The organism is Nocardioides sp. (assembly GCF_004803405.1).
GTDB classification, from domain to species: domain Bacteria; phylum Actinomycetota; class Actinomycetes; order Propionibacteriales; family Nocardioidaceae; genus Nocardioides; species Nocardioides vastitatis.
On the sequence record NZ_SSXI01000116.1, the window covers coordinates 23,006 to 47,037 of the forward strand.

25 protein-coding genes and 1 pseudogene are annotated in these 24,032 nt (G+C 68.3%); 16 read left to right on the forward strand and 10 right to left on the reverse strand.

From position 1 onward, the window contains the following. Positions 1-294 precede the first annotated feature (294 nt). From E7Z54_RS08640 to E7Z54_RS08650, 3 genes are read left to right on the forward strand one after another with little or no spacing between them, the layout of a single operon-like run. Entirely contained in the window at positions 295-1,116 is an 822-nt protein-coding gene (locus E7Z54_RS08640; protein ID WP_168798235.1) for a TIGR04255 family protein, read from the forward strand. After that, positions 1,113-1,913: a hypothetical protein gene (locus E7Z54_RS08645; protein ID WP_136432856.1), complete on the forward strand. Its 801-nt coding sequence runs from the start codon at positions 1,113-1,115 to the stop codon at positions 1,911-1,913. Before E7Z54_RS08640 ends, E7Z54_RS08645 begins: the two co-directional genes overlap by 4 nt. Before the next feature lie 8 nt (positions 1,914-1,921). Beyond that, a complete protein-coding gene (locus E7Z54_RS08650; protein ID WP_136432858.1) occupies positions 1,922-2,794 on the forward strand; it encodes a hypothetical protein in 873 nt (290 codons plus the stop codon). 239 nt (positions 2,795-3,033) lie between these two features. Here E7Z54_RS08650 and E7Z54_RS24255 read toward each other — a convergent pair. Then, positions 3,034-3,249: pseudogene (locus E7Z54_RS24255) on the reverse strand (hypothetical protein); the annotation flags it as partial. A gap of 150 nt (positions 3,250-3,399) precedes the next feature. Between E7Z54_RS24255 and E7Z54_RS08660 the strand changes: the two are divergent. The 3 genes from E7Z54_RS08660 to E7Z54_RS08670 are packed head-to-tail and all read left to right on the forward strand — an operon-like array spanning position 3,400 to position 5,730. Beyond that, a complete protein-coding gene (locus E7Z54_RS08660; RefSeq protein ID WP_136432859.1) occupies positions 3,400-4,059 on the forward strand; it encodes an ATP-binding protein in 660 nt (219 codons plus the stop codon). A 33-nt stretch (positions 4,060-4,092) separates the two neighbouring features. Continuing rightward, positions 4,093-4,905 (forward strand): ATP-binding protein, encoded by an 813-nt coding sequence (locus E7Z54_RS08665; protein ID WP_136432861.1) that lies wholly within the window; start codon positions 4,093-4,095, stop codon positions 4,903-4,905. A 6-nt stretch (positions 4,906-4,911) separates the two neighbouring features. Next, the gene (locus E7Z54_RS08670) at positions 4,912-5,730 is read left to right on the forward strand and encodes a helix-turn-helix transcriptional regulator (RefSeq protein ID WP_168798236.1); all 819 of its coding nucleotides are present in this window, start codon (positions 4,912-4,914) and stop codon (positions 5,728-5,730) included. A gap of 822 nt (positions 5,731-6,552) precedes the next feature. Here E7Z54_RS08670 and E7Z54_RS08675 read toward each other — a convergent pair. Genes E7Z54_RS08675 through E7Z54_RS08685 form a run of 3 tightly spaced genes read right to left on the reverse strand, consistent with a single transcriptional unit; the run spans position 6,553 to position 9,791 of the window. Beyond that, positions 6,553-7,824 (reverse strand): lipase family protein, encoded by a 1,272-nt coding sequence (locus E7Z54_RS08675; protein WP_136432865.1) that lies wholly within the window; start codon positions 7,822-7,824, stop codon positions 6,553-6,555. A gap of 15 nt (positions 7,825-7,839) precedes the next feature. Continuing rightward, the gene (locus E7Z54_RS08680) at positions 7,840-8,646 is read right to left on the reverse strand and encodes an SDR family oxidoreductase (protein ID WP_136432867.1); all 807 of its coding nucleotides are present in this window, start codon (positions 8,644-8,646) and stop codon (positions 7,840-7,842) included. Between the two features lie 5 nt (positions 8,647-8,651). After that, a complete protein-coding gene (locus tag E7Z54_RS08685; RefSeq protein ID WP_136432869.1) occupies positions 8,652-9,791 on the reverse strand; it encodes a thiolase family protein in 1,140 nt (379 codons plus the stop codon). Positions 9,792-9,874: 83 nt separating this feature from the next. On the opposite strand from E7Z54_RS08685, the gene E7Z54_RS08690 reads away from it, so the two are divergent. The 4 genes from E7Z54_RS08690 to E7Z54_RS08705 are packed head-to-tail and all read left to right on the forward strand — an operon-like array spanning position 9,875 to position 13,714. Continuing rightward, positions 9,875-10,687 (forward strand): crotonase/enoyl-CoA hydratase family protein, encoded by an 813-nt coding sequence (locus E7Z54_RS08690; protein ID WP_136432871.1) that lies wholly within the window; start codon positions 9,875-9,877, stop codon positions 10,685-10,687. Continuing rightward, positions 10,687-11,451, forward strand: coding sequence for an SDR family NAD(P)-dependent oxidoreductase (locus E7Z54_RS08695; protein ID WP_206056087.1), 765 nt, complete (start codon positions 10,687-10,689; stop codon positions 11,449-11,451). The genes E7Z54_RS08690 and E7Z54_RS08695 overlap by 1 nt, the downstream gene beginning before the upstream one ends. Before the next feature lie 35 nt (positions 11,452-11,486). Then, positions 11,487-12,704, forward strand: coding sequence for an acyl-CoA dehydrogenase family protein (locus tag E7Z54_RS08700; RefSeq protein ID WP_136432875.1), 1,218 nt, complete (start codon positions 11,487-11,489; stop codon positions 12,702-12,704). A 5-nt stretch (positions 12,705-12,709) separates the two neighbouring features. Next, on the forward strand, positions 12,710-13,714 hold the full coding sequence (locus tag E7Z54_RS08705; protein WP_240769594.1) for a phosphotransferase family protein: 1,005 nt from the start codon (positions 12,710-12,712) through the stop codon (positions 13,712-13,714). Here E7Z54_RS08705 and E7Z54_RS08710 read toward each other — a convergent pair. Beyond that, positions 13,702-14,181, reverse strand: a complete 480-nt coding sequence (locus tag E7Z54_RS08710; RefSeq protein ID WP_136432879.1) for a hypothetical protein — start codon at positions 14,179-14,181, stop codon at positions 13,702-13,704. The two genes, E7Z54_RS08705 and E7Z54_RS08710, sit on opposite strands and share 13 nt — an antisense overlap. 38 nt (positions 14,182-14,219) lie before the next feature. Continuing rightward, a complete protein-coding gene (locus E7Z54_RS08715) occupies positions 14,220-15,812 on the reverse strand; it encodes a long-chain-fatty-acid--CoA ligase (RefSeq protein WP_136432881.1) in 1,593 nt (530 codons plus the stop codon). A 110-nt stretch (positions 15,813-15,922) separates the two neighbouring features. On the opposite strand from E7Z54_RS08715, the gene E7Z54_RS08720 reads away from it, so the two are divergent. Together E7Z54_RS08720 and E7Z54_RS08725 are read left to right on the forward strand one after the other, a co-directional pair. Continuing rightward, positions 15,923-17,080: a thiolase family protein gene (locus E7Z54_RS08720; RefSeq protein ID WP_136432883.1), complete on the forward strand. Its 1,158-nt coding sequence runs from the start codon at positions 15,923-15,925 to the stop codon at positions 17,078-17,080. Then, a complete protein-coding gene (locus tag E7Z54_RS08725) occupies positions 17,077-17,466 on the forward strand; it encodes a Zn-ribbon domain-containing OB-fold protein (protein ID WP_136432885.1) in 390 nt (129 codons plus the stop codon). Before E7Z54_RS08720 ends, E7Z54_RS08725 begins: the two co-directional genes overlap by 4 nt. A 57-nt stretch (positions 17,467-17,523) precedes the next feature. Here E7Z54_RS08725 and E7Z54_RS08730 read toward each other — a convergent pair whose 3' ends face one another. Next, entirely contained in the window at positions 17,524-17,859 is a 336-nt protein-coding gene (locus E7Z54_RS08730) for a hypothetical protein (protein ID WP_136432887.1), read from the reverse strand. 43 nt (positions 17,860-17,902) lie between these two features. Then, positions 17,903-18,247, reverse strand: a complete 345-nt coding sequence (locus E7Z54_RS08735; protein WP_206056088.1) for a helix-turn-helix domain-containing protein — start codon at positions 18,245-18,247, stop codon at positions 17,903-17,905. A 133-nt stretch (positions 18,248-18,380) separates the two neighbouring features. Between E7Z54_RS08735 and E7Z54_RS08740 the strand changes: the two genes are divergently transcribed. Genes E7Z54_RS08740 through E7Z54_RS08755 form a run of 4 tightly spaced genes read left to right on the forward strand, consistent with a single transcriptional unit; the run spans position 18,381 to position 21,846 of the window. Continuing rightward, positions 18,381-18,779 carry an SCP2 sterol-binding domain-containing protein gene (locus E7Z54_RS08740; protein ID WP_136432889.1) on the forward strand — a complete coding sequence of 133 codons (399 nt, stop codon included), beginning with the start codon at positions 18,381-18,383 and terminating at the stop codon, positions 18,777-18,779. Continuing rightward, positions 18,779-20,281: an aldehyde dehydrogenase family protein gene (locus E7Z54_RS08745; protein ID WP_136432890.1), complete on the forward strand. Its 1,503-nt coding sequence runs from the start codon at positions 18,779-18,781 to the stop codon at positions 20,279-20,281. Before E7Z54_RS08740 ends, E7Z54_RS08745 begins: the two co-directional genes overlap by 1 nt. 3 nt (positions 20,282-20,284) lie before the next feature. Further along, the gene (locus tag E7Z54_RS08750; protein WP_136432892.1) at positions 20,285-21,388 is read left to right on the forward strand and encodes an NAD(P)-dependent alcohol dehydrogenase; all 1,104 of its coding nucleotides are present in this window, start codon (positions 20,285-20,287) and stop codon (positions 21,386-21,388) included. Between the two features lie 23 nt (positions 21,389-21,411). Then, positions 21,412-21,846: an ester cyclase gene (locus E7Z54_RS08755; RefSeq protein ID WP_136432894.1), complete on the forward strand. Its 435-nt coding sequence runs from the start codon at positions 21,412-21,414 to the stop codon at positions 21,844-21,846. 79 nt (positions 21,847-21,925) lie between these two features. On the opposite strand, the gene E7Z54_RS08760 is transcribed toward E7Z54_RS08755, so the two are convergent. Together E7Z54_RS08760 and E7Z54_RS08765 are read right to left on the reverse strand one after the other, a co-directional pair. Further along, complete coding sequence (locus E7Z54_RS08760; protein WP_136432895.1) at positions 21,926-22,798, reverse strand: LLM class flavin-dependent oxidoreductase; 873 nt, start codon at positions 22,796-22,798, stop codon at positions 21,926-21,928. Between the two features lie 48 nt (positions 22,799-22,846). Continuing rightward, positions 22,847-23,959, reverse strand: coding sequence for an NAD(P)-dependent alcohol dehydrogenase (locus E7Z54_RS08765; RefSeq protein WP_136432897.1), 1,113 nt, complete (start codon positions 23,957-23,959; stop codon positions 22,847-22,849). Positions 23,960-24,032: the final 73 nt, after the last annotated feature.

Here is a 24,032-nt window from a genome sequence, read left to right on the forward strand (position 1 = left end):
TTCCCCTCTCGGAGATATAGCCAGCGAGGACGTCCGTGGTCTCTTCGTCCTCGGTGGCGGCGAGAGCGGCGCGTCTGCGGAGTCCCTGACTTCGATTGCGTGCCGGAGGGCCAGCGCCCTCTCCAAGGTCAGCGTGTGTCATGTGTACACATGACACGGATGGTGATGCTTCGCTGTGTCGCGACGAGCTTGGAGTCCTCGCCTAGCCAGTTGGACCTCGCGAGGGGAGGTCGCGAGGTACTGTCGGAGCCGAGGTGTATGTAAGTAGTATGCAACTCGAAAGGGGGTTTGCCTGTGACCACTAGCGCGATCGCCACTGGCGAACGCTTTATCCTCGCGCGCCCCACCATTGAGGTCGCGGCTGCTGAGATCCGCCTGACAAGCGCCGTAGGCGCAGCGGCGGAAGAGGTCGCTCTCTCGCTACGCGATGCACTTCGTAGTACTGGGCTGGCCTTCAAGGTCATGAACCCCGCGGCCCGCCAGGAGGTCGCCGTCTCGATGTCTCCGACTGGCGGCCAAGCTGTGCAGGGTACGTCGGTACAGGGCTGGGTATTCAATGACGAGGCAGCACAGATGCAGGTCACCTGGCTGCCTGACCTGTTGCTAGTTCAGAGCAGCTCCTACACCCATTTCAGTGATACCTTGAAGCCCGTTCTCGAGGCTGCATTGACCTGGCTCGATGAGAACGCGCACGCGCAGCTACGTACGCGCGCCGGGTTGCGGTACGTGAACCGCCTGGTCGATGAGGCGGCACTTGCTCCGCGAGCGTGGCAAGGACGTGTTCAGGACTGGCTGCTCGGGCCAGTCGTCGCAGGGCTGTGGGCCGAACGTGTCGAACAGGCCCACCAGCAGCTTCATCTGCGAAACGCGGACTCCACGAGCACGGTGTTGCGCCACGGGCCGTTCCGGGACGCCGCAGCGCGCAACAGGTTCAGCTATCTGGTGGATCTGGACGTGTTTGATGCCAGCACCGAGCCGTTCGCCGCGTCCAGTGCGCTGGAACTGCTAACCCGCCTCAATCACACGGCGGCAACAGTGTTCCGTGAAACGCTCACTCCCGAGTTCCTTGAGCGACTCGGCATCGCATTCGGTTCGGCAGAGGGGGATGAACGATGACTGCCAAGGTTCTCGCCGCTTCAGGAGCTCCAACGGCGGGCGACGTCACGGAGCCGCTGCCTTGGGACGTGCCCGCCGTTCCGGAGGATCCGACTTACCTCGAACTTGGCACAGTCACCAATCCGGCGCTGCGTGACGTCCTTGCTCACTTTGCATTGGAGAGTGAACCGTCGCTTTGCCTCTCCGAAACCCTCCCCGGAGCGGTGGTTCTTCGTCGCGCTATGAACAGATCCATCGATCAGCACATTCGCGTGTTTGTCAGCGGTAGTGCAGCGGACCTCCGTCCACAGCTCCAGGTGCTGCGGTGGCTTGCATCGACGAGCGGCGAACTCTTGCAGACCGACGCAGGCGCGTGGGTCGCCGGCCAGCCCGAAGCGGCCGATGACCTATCGGGTGCCCAGGCCGACGTGGCAGTGCCTACCCGCGCAAGCGACGTCGTTGAGGTCGTCGAGTGGTTGGCTCAGCAGCTCGACGTCCCCGACGGAGACATCATCCAGGCTGCGAAGATCAAGCGCCGGAATTGGCACAACTGGAAGAACGGTCGTCGCCCACGCCTTGAGACCCAAGGTCAGCTATGGGCCCTGCTCAACAGTGTTCGAGCGCTCAGCGACATGTTCGAGAACGGTCCCGCGTCCTGGTTCAAGGAGGGTGGTGTCGACAGGCGCGCCTTGCTGACATCCGGCCAGCACCGCAAGCTCGTCCAGGAAGCGCTGAAGGATGCTGCGATGCGCGGCGAGCTCACCAACGAGTCCAGACGTAAGGGCAGGCAGAAGACGGCTGCGGGATTCTTCGAGTAGGTCCCTTGATGAGCTCTCGCCCCGATCTTGCCCTGCTGAGCGACTTCGTCCCGCCATGGACGCCCGAGCAGGTCGCAGCGCTCGATGATTGGCGCCAAGGCGACCTCCTGCCGTGTCCTCCACTGATCTGGTCAACAACCGCGACCTCGCCGGATCCCGTGACCGGTCAGCCGGCGCAAGACGGGGGTCTGGTGCCCTGGCCCAGCCCGCTCCCTAAGTACGGAATCATCACCAGCCAGACCTGTGACGTCTGCGCCAAGGGTCCGGGGGAGCGAGCCCCTTTTGTTCAGGTCAGCCCAGTCGTGCAAGTTGCCGACGCCACCAGAGATCAGTGGAACGAGCTCGTTGCTGGACAGATCGTAGATCGGTACGGACTGACGGGGAAGAAGCTCCGGTCGAAGTGGGCGGCAGACCTGCGGGTGAGCTTTCCGGTGAGCAAGGCCGTTCTATTGGGCGCAACGCCCGTCAGGGGTTTCGCAACACCAGAGCAGGCGGTGGAGTTCGGTGCCCACCTCGCGCACCGTGCGGGTCGGCCAGCCCTGCACGACTTCTTCCTGGACGTCGTTCAGCCCGATATCGAGGCGGCCATCAAGGCGTCGGCGAAGAAGGGCACAGGCTGGTGGTCGAAGGTTGAGGAGGTGCGCCTCGACATTCGAGGTGACGACCTCGCGCCAAAGTTCTTTCGCCTTGTAGTGGTGACTTCATCTGTTCTCTCTCCAGACGAGCACGATCAATGGATCCAGCTCGGTGTGAGCTTCAAGAAACGGGCCAGAGCACAGGGCATCAAGATCGGGACCACTGTTGTCTCTCCGATCGATGACCTGGCCGCGCGTGTGTACCGCGACACCGTCGAACTCAGCGTCCCGAGTCTTCGCCGTTGACGTGGCGCGGCGTTGCCAGGGTGCTTCGATCTGTGCGCTGCATCCTCACGCGGGCCGGCGCGCTCGCTTGGGTTGAGGGAGCAGATCGGTGATGGTCGGCTCCTCTCGGTGCGGCGAGAGCAATGCCTCCATTGCCGCCTCGGCCAGTGCCTCGGGATGCAGCGCCGAGGCGAGCGACCAGTCTTCGGGCCGTTGACGGTGACCTCGACGAACCGCACACCCTTTTCGTCCGTCCGCAGTCGCCTCTTCGCGGTGCCGGTCTCGACGTCGTAGCCGGCGACCCAGCGTTCGTACGTCTCGCCGCTCATGTCCGTTCGAGGACTGACCCCGTCCGAGGTGCCGACCATGCGCATGGCGATGCCCGTGCCGTCGGTGAGGTAGTAGTCGTCTGCACGCGAGCGGTCGGCCTCGACATAGTGCCGAGCGGCGGCTGCTGCGCCGCGGTAGACCTTCATCCCGCCATGCACCCCGGATCACCTCCTCGGCAACCGTCGACAACCACGAAACCGCAGGTCAGGGGTGCGTTGGGGCCTGTCCCGCTACGAAACTTCGTAGCATGCGTGCCGGCTCCACTTCCGGCTCACTTCGGACCTATCCTGATGGACATGGGCCGACCGGCCATGGCGCGCGACGCTTCCTCGAGTCTGCCGGCAGAACTGACTGCGTTTGTCGGCCGGCGGCATGATCGCGCCGAGGTGCGGCGTCTGCTGTCGGAGTCACGGCTCGTCACACTCACTGGGCTGGGCGGTGTGGGGAAGACGCGGCTGGCGCTGCAGGTGGCCTCCGAGTTGCAGCGGTTTGTGCGGGATGGCGTTTGGTTCGTGCCGCTTGGAGAGTTGTCGGATCCGAGGCTGATCGCCGACGCCACGGCAGCAGTTCTGGGCATCCACGACCGGTCCGGTCAGTTCGGAGTGATCCGGCTCGCCGAGCAGTTGAGGCGGCTCGAGCTGTTGCTGGTGCTGGACAACTGCGAGCACCTGATCGAGGACTGCGCGGTCCTGGCCGACACCCTCCTGCGAACATGCCCCCGACTGCGCATCCTGGCCACGAGCAGGGAAGCCCTGCGAATCGGCGGAGAGGCAATCCGGCCTGTCGCTCCATTGTCGGTGCCGGATCCCGCAGCAGATCATGGCGCACTCCAGGACTACGAGGCGGTCCAGCTGTTCGTCGAACGAGCCAGCCGGGTGGTTCCGGGTTTCAGTGTGGAGGAGCAGAACCGGGCGGCCGTGATCGGTATCTGCGAGCACCTCGAGGGCATCCCGTAGGCGTTGGAACTTGCCGCGGTGAGGTTGCGCGCAATGTCGCCGTCCGAGCTGCTCGACCGGCTTCGCGGCCACTGGCTGCTGCTCGACATGGGCAGCAGGAGCGCACCGGAGCGGCACCGGACGATGGCTGCATGCATCGAGTGGAGCAGCACCCTGTGCTCGGCTGCGGAGCGCGATTTGTGGGAGCGGCTGTCCGTATTCGCCGGCGGGGCCGAGATCGACGCCATTCAGCATGTCGCGGCTGACGCCGATCCCTCCGCCACCAGGGACTCGGTTGCCCGTCTCGTGCAGTCCCTCGTCGACAAGTCGATCCTCACCATCGAGCGGCGCGAGGATCGTTCCCGATACAGGATGCACGAGGTGCTCCGGCAGTTCGGCCTGGAGCGCCTGGAGCTGGCCGGCTCGCTGAAGAGCGCCCGCCGCACGCACCGGGACTTCTACGCCGACCTCTTGGCCCGCGTCGATGCGGACTGGATGAGCTCGCGGCAGGTCGACTGGATGCGGCGGGTGCGGCGCGAGGAGGCCAACCTCCGGCTCGCCTTGGAGTTCTGCTGCACCGAACCCGGTGAGGCAGCGGCCGGGTTGGAGCTCGCGTCGCGGCTTCGGGAAAACGCGCCGGCGTACTTTGCGTTGAACGAAATCAGGGGGTGGCTGCACCGGCTGTTGCTTCTGGTGCCCGAACACGACCTCAGCCGATTTCGGGGTCTGCGGGCAGCGTGTTGGCTGGCTGTGCTGCAAGGCGACCGGCAGGCCGCCGGGCTCCTTCTAGCCGAAGCCCGCCGGCTTGCCGACGAGATCGGGGCACCGGCCGTCGCCTTGGTCGACCAGGCTACGGGCTACCACTAGATGTTTATGGGCGACTTCGAAGGGTCAGCGGAAAGCTTCAAACGTGCCCTGGACGGCCTCCAGTCGGGCGGGAACCTGCGCGACATCGCCCAGACCCACGGGGTGCTCGGCATGACCTACGGTTTTGCTGGCGACCTCCAGCGCGCAGCGGCTTCTCACCATGCCTGCCTCAATATCTGCGAACCGGCCGAGGAGTCCTGGTACCGGTCGTATTCGCTGTGGCACCTCGGCCTGGTGGTCTGGGCCGATGACGGCGACCTCACCCGGGCGGTCGCGTTGGAGAAGCAGAGCCTCGAACTGAAGCGGCGCATGGACGACCGTCTGGGCGTCGCGCTCTGCCTCGAAGCGCTCGCCTGGATGCACACGCGGGAGGATCCACGCAGGGCTGCCAGGTTGCTCGGGGCAGCCGACACCCTTTGGACCATGATCGCGACCTCGCTGGAAGCAATCCCTGGCCTGTTCCCGCTGCGTCAGGACAGTGAGAAGAGCGCCCGGGAAGCCATGGGGTCGGAGCCCTTCACCGCGTCGTACGCCGAAGGAACCGCGATAGACTTGGCTTCCGCGATCGCCTACGCACTCGAGGAGAAGCCAGCGACTGGTTCGATTGCTGATCCCGAGCCCCGCACCGGGCCCATTGGACTCACGAAGCGCGAGCACCAGATCGCCGAGCTCCTCGCAACCGGGCTCACCAACCAGGACATCGCCAGCAAGCTCGTGATCTCCAGACGCACAGTCGAGACCCACGTCGAGAACATCCTCGTCAAGCTCGGATTCACCTCACGCACCCAGGTCGCAGTGTGGATCCGGGAACGCTCCAAGCCGTGACGCCCCGCTTGCGCGGCTTCGCGGCGGTCGAGCGCCGCTCTCCGGCACGGTAAGTTCTTGCCCGGTCACCGGCCAGGCTTCTACGAGCATGCGTTCACTCGGCTCATGGCGCTCTGGGAGTCCTGAAGTGAAGACCGCTGGCTAGATTCGGGCGAGATATTGCGCAGTTGTGAAGAAACAGCGAGATGTCGCGGGACGCACCTGAATGCGCCGGGAACGCAACGGTGCAGGTCAGAGCCACACTTCACCTGTGGGCAGCCGGACCGTCACCATCGAACCGGGCGACCAGGCCGGCGGTGCGCCAGCGCGAACCACTCATAACCCAGAGGTCGCAGGTTCAAATCCTGCCCCCGCTACCAAGAGAAACACCAGGTCAGAGGCGGTTTCCGGAGAGATCCGGAGGCCGCCTCTGGCGTTCTCGACGGGTGTTTGGTAGCAGTTGGCAGCAGGATCGGGCCGTTCGGGCCGTTCGGGGCTTCGAGAGGACATAAACGAGCGTGGTCTGCGGCGGACGAACTCGGACGCCTTTAGGCGTGGGTGGACCGCGATTCAGGGCGTCTTGAGGCAAATGATTGGGTCAATGACCAAGTGACGCTGCATGTTTCAGCACTGCAAGGACCGCGGCCGACCTGGTGGAGGCTGGCCTGGTCGGCTACGAGGCGGACCCTCAGGAAAGCGCCGGCCTGCCGACCGCCTTCCGGCGCGACGTCGACCTGGTGCGCACCATGGCCAGTCACGAGCAGAGCCCGTGACCGCGACCGCTGGGCAACCCCTGACCCTGTACGCCACGGTGCAGGAGATACCCTTTCAGTCGGCGCGCTCTCAGGGCGTGGACGTCACCCGACAGCCGGCGTCGTCGGCCCTCCCTCGAAGTCGTCCGATGAGCCACGCGATCCCAGCCGGGGAGGTCAGGGCAGCTCCGGCCACATGCTCGAGGCCCACGATCCTCTCGAACGTGACGTCGGCGCCCCGGGCACACCAGCTGGCGTAGAGCTGCTGGCCCTGGCTGAACGGAACGATCGTGTCGCTGGTGCCGTGGTAGACGTACGCGGCGGCGCCGGGCTTGCGTGTGCCCAGGAGGGACCGGTCGTAGGCGCGCTGCCAGGCGGGATCGGTCAATACGTCGGGCTGGGTGACGTCGCTGATGGACATCGTGCCGAAGGCCGCGGCGTCCTCGAGGTAGCACGACTGCTTGACCCGGTCGACCGCCGCCCGTCCCTCCTCGGTCAGCCTGGATGCCAGGGCCAGCTCCGGGTAGGCGGTGTCGAGCCCGACGAGCGTTGCGATCGCGAATCCGGCGCCAACGGGGTTACCGCTGAGGTGGTTGACCTCGGTCCACATGTCTGTGGGTACGCCTCCGGCCAGCACTCCACGCAGGTCGAGCTCGGGCGCGTACGTGGGCTGGAGCTCGGCCGCCCACGCCGCGGCCTGGCCGCCTTGCGAGTAGCCGCTGATGCCTACGGGTGACTGTCGGGACAGGCCGGCATTCTCCACCTGCTGGGCTGCGCGCAGGGCATCCAGTGCGTTGCGGCCTTCGGACGACCCGACCAGGTACTCCGGAACCCCGGGGGTGCCTTGACCGAGGTAGTCAGTGATCACGACGGACACTCCGTGGAGCAGGAACCGGTGGTGGTCCAGGGTCGAGTAGTCCGCGCTCCGCACGTTGAGGGTGGCCAGGTCCGTCTGCCGGGAGGGGGCGCAGTGATCACCGAGTCCGCGCGTCCCTGGGGTGTGGACGACGAGCGGGTGGTCCCCGTTAGGCTCCTGGGTGAGCGGCGTGAGCAGTACACCGGTGACAGCCACGGCCTGTCCGCGCGCCGAACGAGAGAGGTACATGATCCGGGTCGCACGAGCCTCGGGATAGAGCGACGACGTGATTGGCTTGGTCTTGACCAGGTCGCCCGGCTGGCCGCTCGGCAGCGGCGAGGGTGGCACGTAGAAGTTGCTGTCGGCCAGTGACAGGCCCGGGAGCCCCGGCTGGGGGAGCGGTGGGACGAGGGATGTCGCCGATACCGGCAACGGCGCCATCGTGACCACCAGGGCGGTGACGGCGGATGTGGCAAGGGCGAGAAGGCTTCGTCGAATCGAATGCACGGGGATCTCCTCGGCTCAGTCGACGAAGATGTCCCGCGTCGGGGACTCCCCGCCGTAGCCACTGAAGTCGCTGACACCCCTGGCACGCAGGACGTCCACGTCCATGAAGGTGTGCCCGTTGGTCTGCTCGTTCGGCTGCTCGAGCAGCGCCATGGCAGCGTCGGCCATGATCTCCGGTGAGCGGGCGCCCTCGGCACCTCCGACGACGTTGCGTACGGCGGCCGTGTCAATGAGGGTCTCCGGCCACAGGCAGAAGGCCGAGATCCCGTCGGCGGCGAACTCGGCACCCCAGCCCAGGGTCAGCAGGGTCATGCCGTACTTCGATGTGGTGTACGCCGGGTGCGCACCCAGCCACCGGCGCGAGAGGTTCAGAGGTGGGGACAGTGTCATGACCGAGCCCCGGGACTCGAGCAGGTGCGGCAGTGCCTGGGTCGTGAGCAGCCAGGTCCCGCGGATGTTCACCTCGTGCATGAGGGCGAACTTCTTCGCGGTCGTGGACAGGGTGCCGCCGGTGTGGATGGCGCTGGCGTTGTTGACGACCACGTCGATCCTGCCGAACGCCGCCACCGCGATCCTCACGAGCCTGGCCACGTCCTCCTCTGAGCGGACGTCACCCAGCACGCCGACGGCACGGCCACCGGCGTCGTGGATGGCCTCAACGGCCGTGTGGATGGTGCCCGGCAGGGCGGGGTGTGGTTCGTCGGTCTTGGCCAGCAGGGCGACGTTGCCGCCGCGGCGGGCGAAGGCCAGCGCGGTGGCCAGCCCGATGCCCCGGCTTCCGCCGGACATGACCAGGGTGGCACCGGCCAGGTCTCTCGTCATCGCGCTCACGCCACCAGTTCGATGATCGTGGCGTTCGCCTGCCCGCCGGCCTCGCACATCGTCTGGAGCCCGTACCGGATCCCGTTGTTGCGCATGTGGTGGATGAGCGTGGTCATGAGGCGGGCGCCGCTGGCGCCGAGCGGGTGCCCCAGCGCGATCGCTCCGCCGAGCGGGTTGAGTCGTCGCTCGTCGGCTCCGGTCTCCGCGAGCCAGGCCAGCGGCACGGGCGCGAACGCCTCGTTGACCTCGAAGGCGCCGATGTCGTCGATGCGAAGACCCGCGCGGCGCAGTGCCTTGTCGGTCGCAGGGATGGGAGCGGTCAGCATCATGACGGGATCCGCGCCGGCCAGGGCGACCGTGTGCACCCGCGCGATCGATCGGAGGCCGAGCTCCTTCGCCTTCACGGTGGTCGTCATCAGCAGCGCGGCGGCACCGTCGGAGATCTGGCTGGCGTTGCCGGCGCTGATGAGTCCGTCGTCCTTGAACGGCGTCTTGAGGGAGTTCAGCGACTCGAGGGTGCTGCCCCGGCGGACACCTTCGTCCCGGGTCGCGTTGTACTCGCCGACCGCGACGGGCACGAGCTCGCCGTCGAACAGACCGCCGTCCTGCGCAGCGGCGGCCTTCGCGTGCGAACCGAGCGCGAACTCGTTGACCTGGTCGCGCGAGAGGCCGCACTTCTCGGCGATCATCTCGGCGCCGATGCCCTGGTTCGGCGCGCCGTACCGGGCCTGGAAGGACGGCGGGTAGGGCTGCTGGTCGGCGGTGGAGGACCCCATCGGCACCCGGGACATGGATTCCACGCCTCCGGCGACGGCGACGTCGTAGTGGCCGGCGATCAGGCCGGCCGCGGCGAAGTGCACCGCCTGCTGTGAGGAGCCGCATTGGCGATCGATGGTCACCCCTGTGACGGACTCTGGCCAGCCGGCGGTGAGGACGGCGGTGCGGGCGATGTCGTAGGTCTGCTCGCCGATCTGGCTCACGCATCCCCACAGCACGTCCTCGACGACCGCGGGGTCCACGCCGGATCGCTCCGCCAGCTGGTTGAGGACGTGGGCCGACAGGTCGGCCGGGTGTACGTCGGCGAGTGTGCCATTGCGCTTCCCGATGGGAGTGCGAACTGCCTCGACGATGACTGCGTCTCGCATAAGGGACCCTTCGTTGACCGTGCGTACGGTCAATAGTAGCGTGAGGGCTCGATCTGACAAGAGCAGTGATCGGAGACGAGCCCATGACCGAACCGTCGCCAGCCCCCGCCGAGGCGTCGAGCGAGCCCGTGCTCCTGGAGCGGCGCGGGGCCGTGGCCCTCATCACCCTGAACCGGCCGGCAGCGATGAACGCCGTCGATGCCCGCCTGTCGCGCGCCCTCGGTGCAGCTGTGGCCGAAATCGCCACCGACCCCGGTCTCCGCGTTGCGGTGCTGACGGGGGCCGGTGCTGCCTTCTGCGCCGGAGCGGATCTCAAGGAGCTGGCGGCGGGCCGGACGGTCCACGACACCGACCACCTGGAGCGCGGCTTCGCCGGGTTCGTGCGCCACTTCGTGGACAAGCCGGTCATCGCCGCAGTCAACGGCTTCGCGCTCGGCGGCGGGACGGAGATCCTCCTGGCCTGTGACCTCGTGGTGATGAGCAACGAGGCCCGGCTCGGACTTCCCGAGGTCAAGCGAGGACTGGTCGCCGCAGCAGGCGGTGTGCTGCGACTGCACCGCCAGATCCCGGCGAAGATCGCGGCCGAGGCCGTCTTCACCGGGGAGCCGGTGGACGCCGAGGCGGCCCTGCGGTGGGGGCTGGTCAACCGTGTCGTGCCGCCCGAGAACGTGCTCCACACCGCTCTCGCCCTGGCCGACACGATCGCCGCCAACGCCCCGCTCGCGGTCCGGGCCAGCAAACGGATGATGATGCGCAGCGCCACCGGATCCTCCTGGGAGCCGGCCATGTGGGAGATGAACGAGGCCGAGTTCGCCGCCGTCCGTGCCAGCCAGGACGCACGTGAAGGTGCCAGCGCCTTCGCGCAGAAGCGGATGCCCGAGTGGGTGGGTGCGTGATGGGCGTCCTGGACCTCTATCGCCTCGACGGACGCGTGGTCATCGTCACCGGAGCCGGGTCCGGCCTGGGTGCGGACTTCGCGGTGGCAGTTGCCGAAGCGGGTGCCGACGTCGTCCTGGCGGCGCGACGCGCCGACCGGCTCGCGACCACGGCTGCCGCCGTCGAGGCGACTGGCCGCTGCGCTCTCGTGGTCCCTGCCGATGTCGCTGACCCGGAGCAGTGCGGGGACGTGGCCAGCCGCGCCATGGCGCACTTCGGGCGCATCGACGTGCTGGTCAACAACGCCGGTCTTGGCACCGCCGTGCCGGCTCTGCACGAGCGCCCGGATGACTTCCGCCGCGTCCTCGACGTGAACCTGATGGGCGCCTACTGGATGGCGCAGTCGTGTGCACGCGAGATGAACCCTGGATCCAGCATCGTCAACGTCGCCAGCACGCTGGCCTTCATTGCCCCACCCGCGCCGCAGGCCGCCTATGCGGCCAGCAAGGCAGGCCTGATCGGGCTCACGCGGGACCTCTCCGCCCAATGGGCCGGGCGCAAGGGCATCCGGGTCAACGCGCTCGCGCCGGGCTACGTCCAGACCGAGATGACCGAGGACGTGCCCGGCGAGATGCTCGACTTCTTCATCGGCGCGCGCAGCCCCCTGAACAGGATGGGGGATCCCGCGGAGATCACCGCGGCGATGCTCTTCCTCGCCAGTCCGGCGTCGGGCTACGTCACCGGCAGCACCCTGGCCGTCGACGGCGGTATGTCCGGCCACTAAGGGCGACAAGACAAACCCACCACATGGAGGCATCGATGACGACTGGCACCACCAGCGCAGCGCCGCAGCGCAGCGCCGAAGTGGACGACCTGGTGGCGCGCACGCGTGCGTTCGTTCGCGAGGAGGTGGTGCCCGTCGAGGACCGCCACGACGGCGACATCACCGCTGCCGGCGGCGACGTGCTACGCCGGCAACTGCAGGCTCGCGCGCTCGAGCTCGGACTCCTGGCTCCCCATGGCCCGGTGGAATACGGCGGCCACGGGCTCTCGATGCGCGAGCGAGCCAGGGTGTTCGAGGAGGCGGGGTATGCGCTGTTCGGCGCGATGGCAATCAATGCAGCAGCCCCGGACGAGGGCAACATGCACCTGCTCGACCGCATCGCGACTCCGGAGCAGCGCGAGCGCTTCCTGGCGCCGCTGGTGCGCGCCGAGGCGCGGTCGGCCTTCGCGATGACTGAGCCCGCCCCGGGGGCCGGCTCCGACCCGTCGGCCCTGCGGACGATCGCCGTTCGCACGCCCGGCGGCTGGCGGATCGAGGGTCAGAAGGTCTTCATCACCGGCGCGGACGGCGCGGACTTCTTCATCATCATGGCCCGCACCTCGGGGGAGCCGGGCGAGCGCGGCGGAGGCACGATGTTCCTCGCGCCGGCCTCGAGCCCTGGTCTTCGTGTCGGCCGGCACGTGCCGACGATGGACCGGTCGATGGTGGGCGGCCACTGCGAGGTGAGCTTCGACGGCCTCGAAGTCACCGCGAACGCTGTGCTAGGTGAGGTCGACGAGGGCTTCCGGTACGTCCAGGTGCGGCTGGGCCCGGCCCGGATGACGCACGTGATGAGGTGGCTCGGGGCTGCGGTCCGTGCGCACGAGACTGCCCTGGACTACGCGCTGGAGCGCCGGTCGATGGGTGCGCGGCTCACCGACCAGGGACTGGCCCAGCACCTGATCGCCGAGAACGAGATCGACCTCGCCGCCACGCGCGCCCTGCTCGACGTGGCCTGTACCGCTCTCGACTCGGGATCTCCGGCCGCGCAGGAGACGTCCATCGCCAAGACTTTCGGCGCGGAGGCGATCGGTCGCGTGGTGGACCGATCCCTGCAGCTGTGCGGTGGGATGGGCACCTCGGCGGACCTGCCGATCGCCCGCATCGCTCGCGAGGTCCGCCCGTTCCGCGTCTACGACGGCCCCTCCGAGGTCCACCGGTTCGCGATCGCGAAGCGTGCCGCCTCCGCGGCTCGACGGCGCGTGCAGGGGTGACGGGCGTGACGTGTCTCGACACCCAGGCCGTCGCCGAGCACCTCGAGGCGGTTGGCCTGGACCTCGCGGGCCCGCTGCGGTCGGAGCTGATCGCCGGCGGTCGTTCGAACCTGACCTACCAACTGAGCGATGGGCAGAGCCGGTGGGTGTTGCGCCGCCCGCCGCAGGCCGGGCGGACCGCCTCGGCCCACGACATGGTGCGCGAAGCGCGAGTGACCGCGGGGCTCGCCGACACTGCCGTGCCGGTCCCGCCGCTGGTCTCGCTCTGCGAGGACGAGTCGGTTCTCGGGGCGCCCTTCACGGTCACGGGATGGATCGACGGTCGAGTGGTCAGGCAGCGCAGCGATCTCACCGACCTGACCGACCACGAGCTCATCGCCACCTGTGCGGCACTGGTCGACGTGCTCGCCACGCTGCACGAGGTCGACCCGCAAAAGGTCGGACTCTCCGGCTTCGGGCGAGCACAGGGCTACCTCGAGCGGCAGGTAGCACTCTGGCGCCGGCAGTGGGAGCAGGTCCACACCCGGGAGCTCGCCGACCTCGAACGACTCCACATCCGGCTGGCGGACCGGGTGCCCACGAGCGCGGCGACCTCGATCGTGCACGGCGACTACCGCATCGACAACGTCATGCTCGCCGCGGACGACCCGGCCCAGGTCGTGGCCGTTCTCGACTGGGAGCTCTCCACCCTCGGAGACCCCTGCACGGACGTCGCGCTCATGTGCACCTACCGGCACCCGGCACTCGACGCGGTCCTCGGCATCCCGGCGGCCTGGGCCAGTCCACGCCTCCCGGCCCCCGAGTCTTTGGCCGACGCCTACGCCCGCCGCTCGGGCCGCGACCTGGGCGACTGGGCGTTCTACCTCGGCCTGGCCCACCTGAAGCTCGCGGTCATCGCCGAGGGCATCGCGTATCGGGCGTCGGTCGGGGCGGACGCTGGCCGAGAAGCACGTGGCGCTGCCGCCGCGGTTCCGGAGCTGCTGGCGGACGGCTTGTCTCACCTCGGCTGACCCGCGATGCCGCGCGACCAGCGAAGGATGCGAGGTGCGTGGATCCGCCTGCATGCGTCGAGCGAGGAGATCCGGGTAGCGCTGTTCGTGTCGCCCGTCGAGAAGAACCCGTCCGTGATGGAGTCACCGAACGCCACGACGGTTCGTGCGCCCGGGGACTCGACCTGGAAGCTCCTCACGTAGTACCAGGCCGTGGTGAAGGAAGCGAGGTGCGGCTCGGTGAGGCCGTGTCGGACGAACCCCGTGGCGGATGCATCGCGGGCGCGGTCACCTCCCGCGACGAAGAACGACTGGTTCGCGTTGGCGTGCACGGTGGCCGGCCCGGTCGCCTCGGGCGTGAACATGCTGATGGCCACGTCGTCGAAGGAATCGACGGTGCGCTCGACGCGGATCGCATCGCCACCGTGTCGCAGGTGCATCACCTGCCGGATCGTCTGGTTCTCGAACGACGAGATCGGCGCGGACAACCCCGCGGGAAGCCAAGCGTGGCATCGGTGGCCCCCTTCTACGCGTTGGAGTGCGTTACGTGCCGGAGGCTGCTCTTGTCGAGCTTCCCCACACTCGTACGGGGAATCGAGGCAGTGAAGCTCCAGCGATCCGGGATCCACCACTTGGCGACCCGACTACTGAGGAAGCTCGCTAGCTCGCCCTCGCTGAGCTCGACCCCCGCCACCGGCACGATGAAGGCGTGCGGCCGCTCCTCCCACTTCGGATCCGGGACGCCGATCACGGCGACCTCCGCGACGCCGGGATGCTCGGCGATCGCGTTCTCCAGCTCCACGCTGGAGATCCACTCGCCGCCGCTCTTGATGCCGTCCTTGAGCCGGTCCTTGAGCTGGACCCAGCCCCCGGGATGGATCACGCCGAGGTCGCCCGTGCGCAGCCAGCCGTCGCGGAACTTGGTGGCGTCCGAATCGCCGATGTAGGCGCCGGTGATCGTGTTGCCGGCCACCTCGACCTCGCCTTGCGCTTCTCCGTCCCGCGGCTGGATGACGCCGTGCTCGTCGACGATCCGCGCGCGGACGCCCGGCATGAGCCGACCGGTCCTCGTGGTCCAGGAGATGGCCTCGCCCTGCGTCGTACCCGCCGGGGGGCGGGAGAAGGTCAGCAGCGGGGAAGTCTCGGTCATGCCCCACCCCTGGGTGAGCTGAAGGCCGTTCCGCTCGAGGACCTGCCGGGCGAGCGCCGGCGAGAGCGGCGAGCCGCCGGATACTGCGACGCGAAGACCGGTCAGGTGGACCTCGTGCTCGGCGGCGTACTCACCCAGCTGGCTCCAGATCGTGGGTACGGCGGCCAGCATGGTCGGCTGCGTCTGCTCGATCATGGTCGCGAGGTGCGGGGCCTGCAGGAACCGTCCGCTCATCACCAGCCGGGCCCCGGCGATCCAGGCGGCGTGAATCCAGCCCCACGCGTTGGCGTGGAACATGGGCACGACCGGCAGTGCGGTGTCGCCGTCGGTGAACCCGTAGGCGCTGCCCGTCGAAATCATCAGCGTGTGCAGGTACGTCGAGCGGTGGCTGTACGCCACGCCCTTCGGGTCCCCGGTCGTGCCCGTCGTGTAACAGAGCACCGCCGCCTCGTCCTCCTGGACGTCGGCGAGCTCGGTCATCGGCTCTGCTGTCGCGACCAGGTCGGCGAAGCTGTGGAACGAGACGCCTTCGACCGCCAGCGCCGCGAGGTCGGCCTCCCCGATGCAGACGACGTCGCGCACGCTGGGCACGTCGCCGAGGAACTCCAGGAGCAGGGGGAGCAGGTCGGCGTCGACGATAATCAGCCGGTCCTCGGCATGCCGGGCGATGTAGGACAGCTGCGAGGCGTGCAGGCGCAGGTTCAGCGTGTGCAGCACCGCCCCCATGCCCGGCACGGCGAAGTACGCCGCCACGTGGTGGGAGGTGTTCCAGCACAGCGTCCCGACGACGTCACCGCGGCCGACTCCGAGCCCGGCGAGCGCGCTGGCGAGCCGCCGGCTCTCGTCCGCCACCTCGGCGAACGTGCGGTCGACCAGCACTCCGTCTACGTAGTCGATGATCGTCGCCGTGGCATGGACGTGCTCGCCATGCTCGAACAGGTCGGCGATCCGGAGTTCGTGTCGCTGCATCGTTGCCTGCACGGTCAATCTCCCTTCGTGGTGCGGGACGCCGCTCGCGGATGGCGTCCGGCGCTGCCCTAGGGTAACCTGTGAACCGTACGTACGGTCAAGGAGTGAAGATGGCGGCGATTGCGGGTCTGGGACTGACCGAGGTGGGCAAGGTCTACGGCAGGACGTCCTTCGAGCTCGCTGCCGAGGCGGTCGCGCTGGCGGCCGGCGACGCGGGGCTCACGCTCGCCGACGTCGACGGGTTGCTGATCAACCCGGCGTTCAGCCAGCCGGCCCTCGACCTCACCCTCGCCCGGCGTCTCGGGCTTCGCGACCTGCGTGTGCTGTCCTCGCTGACTGCGTACGGCGCATCGGCGGGCGTGATGGTGGCCCAGGCGGCCCAGGCCGTCGACGCTGGCGCGGCTGACGTGGTCGCCTGTGTCTTCGCGGACACCCCTCGCTCGGGGACGAGCTCGGGGGCGGAGGCATACCAGGCGTTCTCCCTGCAGGCGAGGGGAGTGCGCAGCGCCGAGACTGCGGCCGGCCTCACCAGCACCACGCATCGGTACGCGCTGGCGGCGGACCGCTACATGTCGACGTACGGCGTGACGCACGACGAGCTGGGGGCGGTCGCCGTGAGCCAGCGCCGGTGGGCCGAGATGAACCCGGTCGCCGCGATGCGCACGCCGTTGAGCCTCGAGGAGTACCACGCCTCGCGCTGGGTTGTGGAGCCGTTGCACCTGCTCGACTGCTGCCTGGTGTCGAACGGGGGAGCGGCAGTGATCGTGACCAGCGCGGAACGGGCGCGGGACCTGCGCCAGCCCCCGGTGCACGTCCGTGGATGGGGCCAGGCACATCCAGCGCCACCGTTGCGTGCTGGTGGCTCCTTCGGGCTGACGACCGGGGCCAAGGCATCGGGGAGGGCAGCCTTGGCGATGGCCGGCCTCGGCCTGGACGACGTGCAGCTGCGCGAGATCTACGACTGCTACACCTACACGGTCCTGGTGACCCTCGAGGACTACGGGTTCTGCGGCCCGGGTGAGGCCGGAGCCCTGGCGGCGTCTGGAGCCCTCGGTCCGGGAGGGGCACTCCCGACGAACACGGGGGGAGGCCAGCTCTCGTCCTTCTACCTCTGGGGCATGACACCGCTCCACGAGGCGGTCGTCCAGGTGCGCGGCCAGGCCGGCGAGCGGCAGGTGGGCGCCCACGACACGGCGATGGTGAGCGGCAACGGCGGCATCCTCGAGCACCACTCCACCCTCGTCCTGACCTCGGAGACCGCAGCATGAGCTCCGTGACCCGGGCGCCCGCGCGACGCGATGACATGACCGCGGCATGGTTCGACGGCCTGCGCGCCGGCCGGCTGCTCCTGCGCGCCTGTCCCGAGGGGCATCGCAGTCGGCCCGACGTACTGGCCTGCGACGTGTGCGGCAGCCTCGAGCTCGGCTGGGCCGAGGCAAGTGGGTGGGGCTCGACCGTGGCGCTCGCCGTCGACCGCTCGACGCAGCCCGCGACGCACCTGGTGGTCGTCGCGCTGGACGAGGGGCCGTGGCTGATCACCCGGCTCGAGGGTGAGCAGGTCGCGCGGGGCGAGGACGTCGTCGTGCGCTACGTCCAGGACGGCGAGGGCGAGGCCTATCCGGTGGTGACTGCACGGCCCGCAGACGGCGACTGAGACGTAAGAGCCGCCCACCCCAGTCGCAGGGGTGAGCGGCTCCTTGGTGTTCGGCTGCTACTTGGCGGACGCAGCCTTCTTCGCGGCCGGCTTGGGTGCCGGAGTCTCGGCCGCTTCCTCGCTCGCGCCCAGCAGTCGCAGCGTCAGGTCGCGCTGGGCAGCCAGCAGGCGCTCGGTGAGCTCGAAGTTCGCCTTCACCAGTTCGCTCGGCAGCGGCACCCGGTCGCTCAGGGCGTCGTTGAGCCTGCTGAGCCGGTCCGGCACCGGGATCTGCGGGAGGTCGACCCTGTCGCGCACGCCCTGTGCGACCGAGGCGAGTGCGTCCTCGGTCCGCTTGAGTGCCGCGACCCACTGGTCGCCAATCTCCCTGGTGACGTCCTGGTAGCTGGGCATGTTGTTCCTTCCTGAGGGACGACGGCGGTCGGAGCTTTCCGACTCACGGTCCGTCGACCATCGCCTTGTAGGTGGAGATGAGGGCGGCCTTCTGCGCCCGGTTCAGCTGCTCGTCCGACTCGATCGCGTCGAGCACGCCCAGACTGGGCTCCGCAGTCTCCGGCGGCATCCAGCCCATGCGGCGGAAGAGCGTCGTGGGGGCGATGCCCAGCCCGTCCGCGATCGCCCTGAGCACGGCCGGGGACGGCTGGAAGAGTCCTCGCTCGACCTGGCTCAGGTACGAGTCGGAGACGTTCGTGGCGCTTGCCAGGGTTCGCAAGGAAAGCTGGGCCAGCTCGCGCTGTGCGCGCAGGTACCGGCCGAGCGCCTGGCGATCCTGTCCCGTCATCGGCGTCTCCTCGCTTGGTCCGCCAAGCGGTGGCTTGGTCTGCCACATGATTGACCGCACGTACGGTCTGTGTCAATCTGACGTGGGCATCGCAGGACCCGACCGGGTCCACCCCGGACAGCAGGAGGATCAGATGAGCTACTTCAAGGACGACGCGGAGGTCTACAAGTACCTCGGAGGGGTGTTCCGGGTCGCCAACGACGTGGAGGGTGTCGGGTCGAACCTCCGCGCGGCGGACATCGTGCTGCGGCTCGACTACAGCAACCCCACGTCGAGCATCACCGTGGTGCTGAAGGAGCCCGCCATCGAGGTCATCGAGGGCGACTCCGACCTCGAGCCGGACGTGCGGATGTCGATGTCGGCCGACCACGGCAACCAGTTTTGGCGCGGCGAGTACAACGTCGCCGTGGGCCTCGCCAAGGGGCAGGTCAAGGCCAAGGGTCCGGTGACCAAGATTCTCAAGCTGATCCCCGCCGCGAAGCCCGTCTTCCCGATCTACCGGGATCTGGTGGCGGAGAAGGCCGCGGTCTGATGATCGGGGTCCCGCACTTCCGGATGTACATCGACGGGCAGTGGGTCGACACGGAAGATCGCTACGAGCTGACAAACCCGGCCAACGAGGAGCTCGTCGCCACCGCGGCGAAGGGAACCGTCGAGCACACCGACCAGGCAGTCGCCGCCGCCCTCGCCGCGCACCGCCGAGGGGAGTGGCGCAACGCCAACCCCGAAGAGCGCGCGGCGACGATGACCCGGATCGTCGAGATCCTCAACGAGCGCATGGATGAGCTCGTCGAGCTGCACGTCGCCGAGAACGGCGTCACCATCCGGCAGGCGATGGCGTTCCACGTCGGTTACTCGATCTCGCACCTTCAGTACTTCGCCGACCTGGCGCGCACCTACGCGTTCGAGTCCTCGGGGCCGATGCTGGGCTACCCGACGATGGCTGCCGGCATCACCCGGCGCGAGCCGATCGGAGTCGTGGCCGGCATCGTGCCGTGGAACTTTCCCCTCCTGCTGGCTGTCTGGAAGCTCGGCCCTGCGCTCGCCGCCGGAAACTGCGTCGTCATCAAGCCGGACGAGAAGACGCCCGCGACGCTGCTCGAGCTCGCCCGCGCCGCACATGACGCGGGGCTGCCCCCGGGGGTCCTGAACATCGTCACCGGAGAGGGCGAGGAGGTCGGCAAGCGGCTGTCCGCCCACCCCGACGTCCGCAAGGTCGCGTTCACCGGGTCGACCGCGGTAGGTCGGCTCATCGCCCAGCAGGCGGCCGGGAACATCAAGAAGGTCACGCTGGAGCTCGGTGGCAAGGGGCCCAACATCATCCTCCCCGATGCCGACCTGGACACGGCGGTCGACGGTGCGCTGTTCGCGTTCTGCCTGTACCAGGGGCAGGCCTGCGAGTCGGGCACCCGGTTGCTCCTGCCAGACTCGCTCCACGACGATTTCGTCGGGCGCATGATCGAGCGGGCAAAGGCCATCAAGGTCGGCGATCCGGCGGACTTCGACACCGACATGGGGCCGATCATCTCGGCCGAGCAGAAGGCCCGCATCGAGTCCTACCTCGAGCTCGCCCCCAAGGAGGGCGCCACCATCGCCTTCCAGGGTGAGGTGCCCGAAGGCCCCGGCCACTGGGTTCCCGTCACGATCCTGACCGACGTCACGAACGACATGCGCATCGCCCAGGAGGAGATCTTCGGACCGGTCCTGTGCGTGCTGCGTTACTCCGACGTCCAGGAGGCGATCGACATCGCCAACGACTCCGAGTACGGGCTCTCCGCGGGAGTGTGGAGCGAGGACATCGACGCCGCCATGGAGGTGGCCAGACAGATCGACTCCGGGACGGTGTGGATCAACGACTGGCACATGGTGAACGCCCTCTACCCCTTCGGCGGTTTCAAGCAGAGCGGTGTGGGCCGGGAGCTCGGCCCCCACGCGCTGGACGAGTACACCGAGGAGAAGTTCGTGCACGTCGACCTCTCCCGTTCACTGGAGCGCAGGGTCTACGACCTCGTCGTACCGGCCAAGGAGGGCTGAGCCATGCGGGTAGCGATCTTCGAGGAAGCCGGCGCTGCTCCAGCCCTGCAGGAGGTCGAGCACACTCCATTACAGGACAACGAGGTGCTCGTCCGGATCGCCGGGGTGGGCATCTGCCACACCGACCTCACAGGCCTGAACGGGAACGTGCCGCTGCCGACACCGGCGGTGCTGGGTCACGAGGGCGCAGGGGTCGTCGAGGCGATCGGCGCCGACGTCGAGGGCCTGGAGGCCGGCGACCACGTCGTGCTGACCTTCGACACGTGCGGGGACTGCCGAGCGTGCGGTGCCGGCCACCCGGCGTACTGCGAGCTCTTCGCACCCCTGAACTACTTCGGCACCCGGCTGGACGGCACCACGACCATGGTCCAGGGCGACCGGGAGGTTCACGGCAGCTGGTTCGGGCAATCCTCATGGGGCACCCACGCCGTCGCGAGCGCACGCAACGCCGTCCAGGTGGACAGGGATGCACCGCTCCATCTGCTCGGACCACTCGGGTGCGGCCTCCTGACCGGAGCAGGCACCGTCCTCAACGTGCTCCGTCCGCAGCCGGGGCAGAGCATCGGGTTCTGGGGGATGGGCACCGTCGGCCTCGCCGGCCTGATGGCCGCGAAGGCGCTCGACTGCGAGAACATCGTTGCGGTCGACCTCAACGACGACAGGCTGGCCCTCGCGCGGGAGCTCGGCGCGACCCACACCTTCAACCCGTCCTCCACCAAGGACGTCGTGTGGGAGATCCTCGAAGCCACCGGGGGACTCGACTCCTCGATGGAGGCTGTCGGCCTCGGCAGCGTCGTCCGGGAGGCCCTCGGCTCGCTGCGCTCGCCCGGGGTATGCGCCACGGTGGGCCTGCAAACCCTCGAGAACGACATCACCATCGACCAGGGCCACCTCCTCATCGGTCGCACGCTGACCGGTGTCATCGAGGGCGACGCCGACCCGCACCAGCTGATCCCCGGGCTGATCCGGATGTGGCAGGACGGGCAGTTCCCGTTCGACCGGCTGATCACCGAGTACCCACTCGAGGAGCTGGCCACCGCACTCGAGGACTTCCACGCCGGCAAGGTGATCAAGCCTGTGCTCATTCCTGCCAGCTCGTCGTACTGACAACTCGAAAGGCAAACGAAACGATGAACACGACTGCACCAGCTCTGACGAGCGCCGCTTGGGTCGAAGAGTTCTTTCGGCACGTGGATGCGCATGACTTCGAATGGGTGGAGGCCGCCTTGACGCCGGACTGCGTCATCGATGCCTCAGGCTTCAAGGAGACGGGCGCCGAGGTCGTGGTGTTGTGGATGGCCGGGTTCTTTGCGGCGTTCCCCGATCTGCGTCACCGCCCCTACCGCGTGATCAGTGGTACGGACGAGGTCGCTGCACTCGTACAGGTGACCGGCACGCACACCGAGGATCTCGGCTTTCCGGACGGCGCCTTCCTGCCGCCCACCGGTGCCTCCATGGACGTCGAGCTCGCTGAGTTCTGGCGCTTCGAAGGGGACCGCGTCGCCGAGTACAAGGTGATCTACGACCAGGCTGGGTTCCTCGCGCAGCTGGGAGTGGGCGTCTGACGTCAACGACCTGATCGCCGAACAAGGGCGCTGGCCCGTCCATGGACAGGCCAGCGCCCTTGTTTCGACTGTGGCGGTCTCAGCAGCGGGACGCTTCCTCGACCAGCCTGGCGAGGGTTGTCTGCTTCTGGCTCCCGCTCACGATGAGGGTCGTGAGGCAGGTGGGGGCCCATCGGTTCTTGAAGTCGTCGACCACCTTGTCCGCCGGTCCGACGAGGGCGACGTCCTCCACCATCTCAAGCGGGATGGCGTCGATCGCCTCCTGCTTGCGCCAGGCGAGGTAGCGCTCCTGCAGCTCCTGGCAGACCTCAGCCCATCCGCACGAACAGGTCGTTGTGGAAGTTCGCGCTCTTGGCGCCCATGCCCCCGCATAGAGACCGATGATGGGCTTGATGCGTGAGGCCGCGAGCTCGACATCCTCGTCCTCCGCCATGAACACCACGCCTGCAACCTCGAAGGTCTCGGCGGTGTGCCGGGCACCCGGTACGTCGAAGCCCTCGGCCAGCGCCGATCGATAGAAGGCGTCGGACTTGGGGGAGAACCAGAGGGGCAGCCAGCCGTCGGCTATCTCTGCGGCGAGTGCGACGTTCTTCGGACCTTCTGCGCCGAGGTACACAGGGATGTCCGTACGAACCGGGTGCACGGTGGATCGCAGCGCCTTCCCGAGCCCGGTGCCGTCGGCGCCTCCATACGGCAGCTGGTAGTGCCGCCCGGAAGACTCCACCGGCGCGTTTCGCGCCCAGACTCGGCGCATGATCTCCACGTATTCCCGGGTTCGCTCGAGTGGTCTCGGATACGGCGCGCAGTACCAGCCCTCGACGACCTGCGGGCCCGACGCACCGAGCGTCGATCGCGCGGTCGGCGTCGGTGAAGGTGCCCCTGGGCGCCTCGCCGAACGGCGCCTCGGTGGCCGGGCACATGATCTGGGTGACCTCGCGGCCGCTCGACGGATGCCACGCGCCTCCGATGAAGAGGTCCGTGCGCGCGTAGGTCAGCGTGCTCATGTCGCTGCTCCCGGGATGAGGACGGCCTTGATGGTGTGGCCGCTGGCCATGTCGGCCTCGGCCTGGTTGATGTCAGTCATCGGGTAGGTCCGGATGAGGCGGTCGAAAGGCAGCCGGCCCTGTCGCCACAGGTCGATGAGCTCGGGAATGAGTGCACGTGGGACCGCGTCACCCTCGAGGATGCCGGTGATGGTCTTGCCGGTCGCGAGGGCATCACCCGGCAGATCGAAGGGCCCTGCCACGGCGGAGACGAGGCCGAGGGTGCCCTGGGCGCGCAGCGCGGCGACCGCTGCCGCGACGACCATGGGCGCTCCAGTGGTGTCCAAGGCGGTATCGGTGCCCCCCTTGGCGATCTCCTTGACCTGACGGGCGATCTCCCCCGCAGAGAGGCCGGCTGAATCGACGACGTGCGTCGCGCCGAGCTCCAGCGCGAGCTCCAGCCGAGAGTGGTGCCGGTCGACCGCGATGACGTGCTCGGCGTCCGCTGCTGCGGCCGCCATCACGGCCGAGAGCCCGACCGTCCCTGCGCCGTAGATGGCCGTGCTTTCGCCTTCCGCGACCCGGAGGACCCGGAACACCGAGCCTGCGCCCGTGAGCACTCCACACGCCAGGGGACCGAGGAGCTCCAGCGGGACGTCGTCGGGCACCGGGACGACGTTGCGCGCCTCGACCACGGCGTGGCTCGCGAACGAGGACTGTCCGAACCATCGGGCACCGATCGGGGTGCCTGCGATGTCGTGCGCTCGGGCCTCGTCGGCGCTGGAGCGGCCAACCATGTTCCGCCCCCAGAAGGAACGGCAGTAGGCGGGATGCCCGTCCGTGCAGGCCCGACAGGTGCCGCAGTGGTCGAAGGACAGCACGACGTGGCTGCCGACGGCGACATCGGTGACGTCCGTCCCGGTCGCGGTCACCACCCCGGCGCCCTCGTGGCCCAGGATCAGCGGTGGCTGCGCCATGAACCCGTCGATGCGCGGGAGCAGGTCGGTGTGGCAGAACCCCGTACCGGCGATCTCGATGAGCACCTCGCCTCGTCCGGGCTCGGCGAGCTCTACGTCCTCGATCTTGAAGGCGCCACCGCGCTCGCGCAGTACTGCCGCCTGGATATACATGAAAGCTCCTCGTTGACCGTGCGTACGGTCAACTCTAGCGCGGCATGCCGACCTACGCCAGAGCGGATCTGCC

Bases quoted from the DNA above. Each gene is read 5' to 3' on its own strand.
- E7Z54_RS08645 (WP_136432856.1), top strand. From the start codon at position 1,113: ATGACTGCCAAGGTTCTCGCCGCTTCAGGAGCTCCAACGGCGGGCGAC.
- E7Z54_RS08650 (WP_136432858.1), top strand. From the start codon at position 1,922: ATGAGCTCTCGCCCCGATCTTGCCCTGCTGAGCGACTTCGTCCCGCCA.
- E7Z54_RS08660 (WP_136432859.1), top strand. From the start codon at position 3,400: ATGGGCCGACCGGCCATGGCGCGCGACGCTTCCTCGAGTCTGCCGGCA.
- E7Z54_RS08665 (WP_136432861.1), top strand. From the start codon at position 4,093: ATGTCGCCGTCCGAGCTGCTCGACCGGCTTCGCGGCCACTGGCTGCTG.
- E7Z54_RS08670 (WP_168798236.1), top strand. From the start codon at position 4,912: ATGGGCGACTTCGAAGGGTCAGCGGAAAGCTTCAAACGTGCCCTGGAC.
- E7Z54_RS08680 (WP_136432867.1), bottom strand. From the start codon at position 8,646: ATGACGAGAGACCTGGCCGGTGCCACCCTGGTCATGTCCGGCGGAAGC.
- E7Z54_RS08685 (WP_136432869.1), bottom strand. From the start codon at position 9,791: ATGCGAGACGCAGTCATCGTCGAGGCAGTTCGCACTCCCATCGGGAAG.
- E7Z54_RS08690 (WP_136432871.1), top strand. From the start codon at position 9,875: ATGACCGAACCGTCGCCAGCCCCCGCCGAGGCGTCGAGCGAGCCCGTG.
- E7Z54_RS08695 (WP_206056087.1), top strand. From the start codon at position 10,687: ATGGGCGTCCTGGACCTCTATCGCCTCGACGGACGCGTGGTCATCGTC.
- E7Z54_RS08700 (WP_136432875.1), top strand. From the start codon at position 11,487: ATGACGACTGGCACCACCAGCGCAGCGCCGCAGCGCAGCGCCGAAGTG.
- E7Z54_RS08715 (WP_136432881.1), bottom strand. From the start codon at position 15,812: ATGCAGCGACACGAACTCCGGATCGCCGACCTGTTCGAGCATGGCGAG.
- E7Z54_RS08720 (WP_136432883.1), top strand. From the start codon at position 15,923: ATGGCGGCGATTGCGGGTCTGGGACTGACCGAGGTGGGCAAGGTCTAC.
- E7Z54_RS08725 (WP_136432885.1), top strand. From the start codon at position 17,077: ATGAGCTCCGTGACCCGGGCGCCCGCGCGACGCGATGACATGACCGCG.
- E7Z54_RS08730 (WP_136432887.1), bottom strand. From the start codon at position 17,859: ATGCCCAGCTACCAGGACGTCACCAGGGAGATTGGCGACCAGTGGGTC.
- E7Z54_RS08735 (WP_206056088.1), bottom strand. From the start codon at position 18,247: ATGACGGGACAGGATCGCCAGGCGCTCGGCCGGTACCTGCGCGCACAG.
- E7Z54_RS08740 (WP_136432889.1), top strand. From the start codon at position 18,381: ATGAGCTACTTCAAGGACGACGCGGAGGTCTACAAGTACCTCGGAGGG.
- E7Z54_RS08745 (WP_136432890.1), top strand. From the start codon at position 18,779: ATGATCGGGGTCCCGCACTTCCGGATGTACATCGACGGGCAGTGGGTC.
- E7Z54_RS08750 (WP_136432892.1), top strand. From the start codon at position 20,285: ATGCGGGTAGCGATCTTCGAGGAAGCCGGCGCTGCTCCAGCCCTGCAG.
- E7Z54_RS08755 (WP_136432894.1), top strand. From the start codon at position 21,412: ATGAACACGACTGCACCAGCTCTGACGAGCGCCGCTTGGGTCGAAGAG.
- E7Z54_RS08765 (WP_136432897.1), bottom strand. From the start codon at position 23,959: ATGTATATCCAGGCGGCAGTACTGCGCGAGCGCGGTGGCGCCTTCAAG.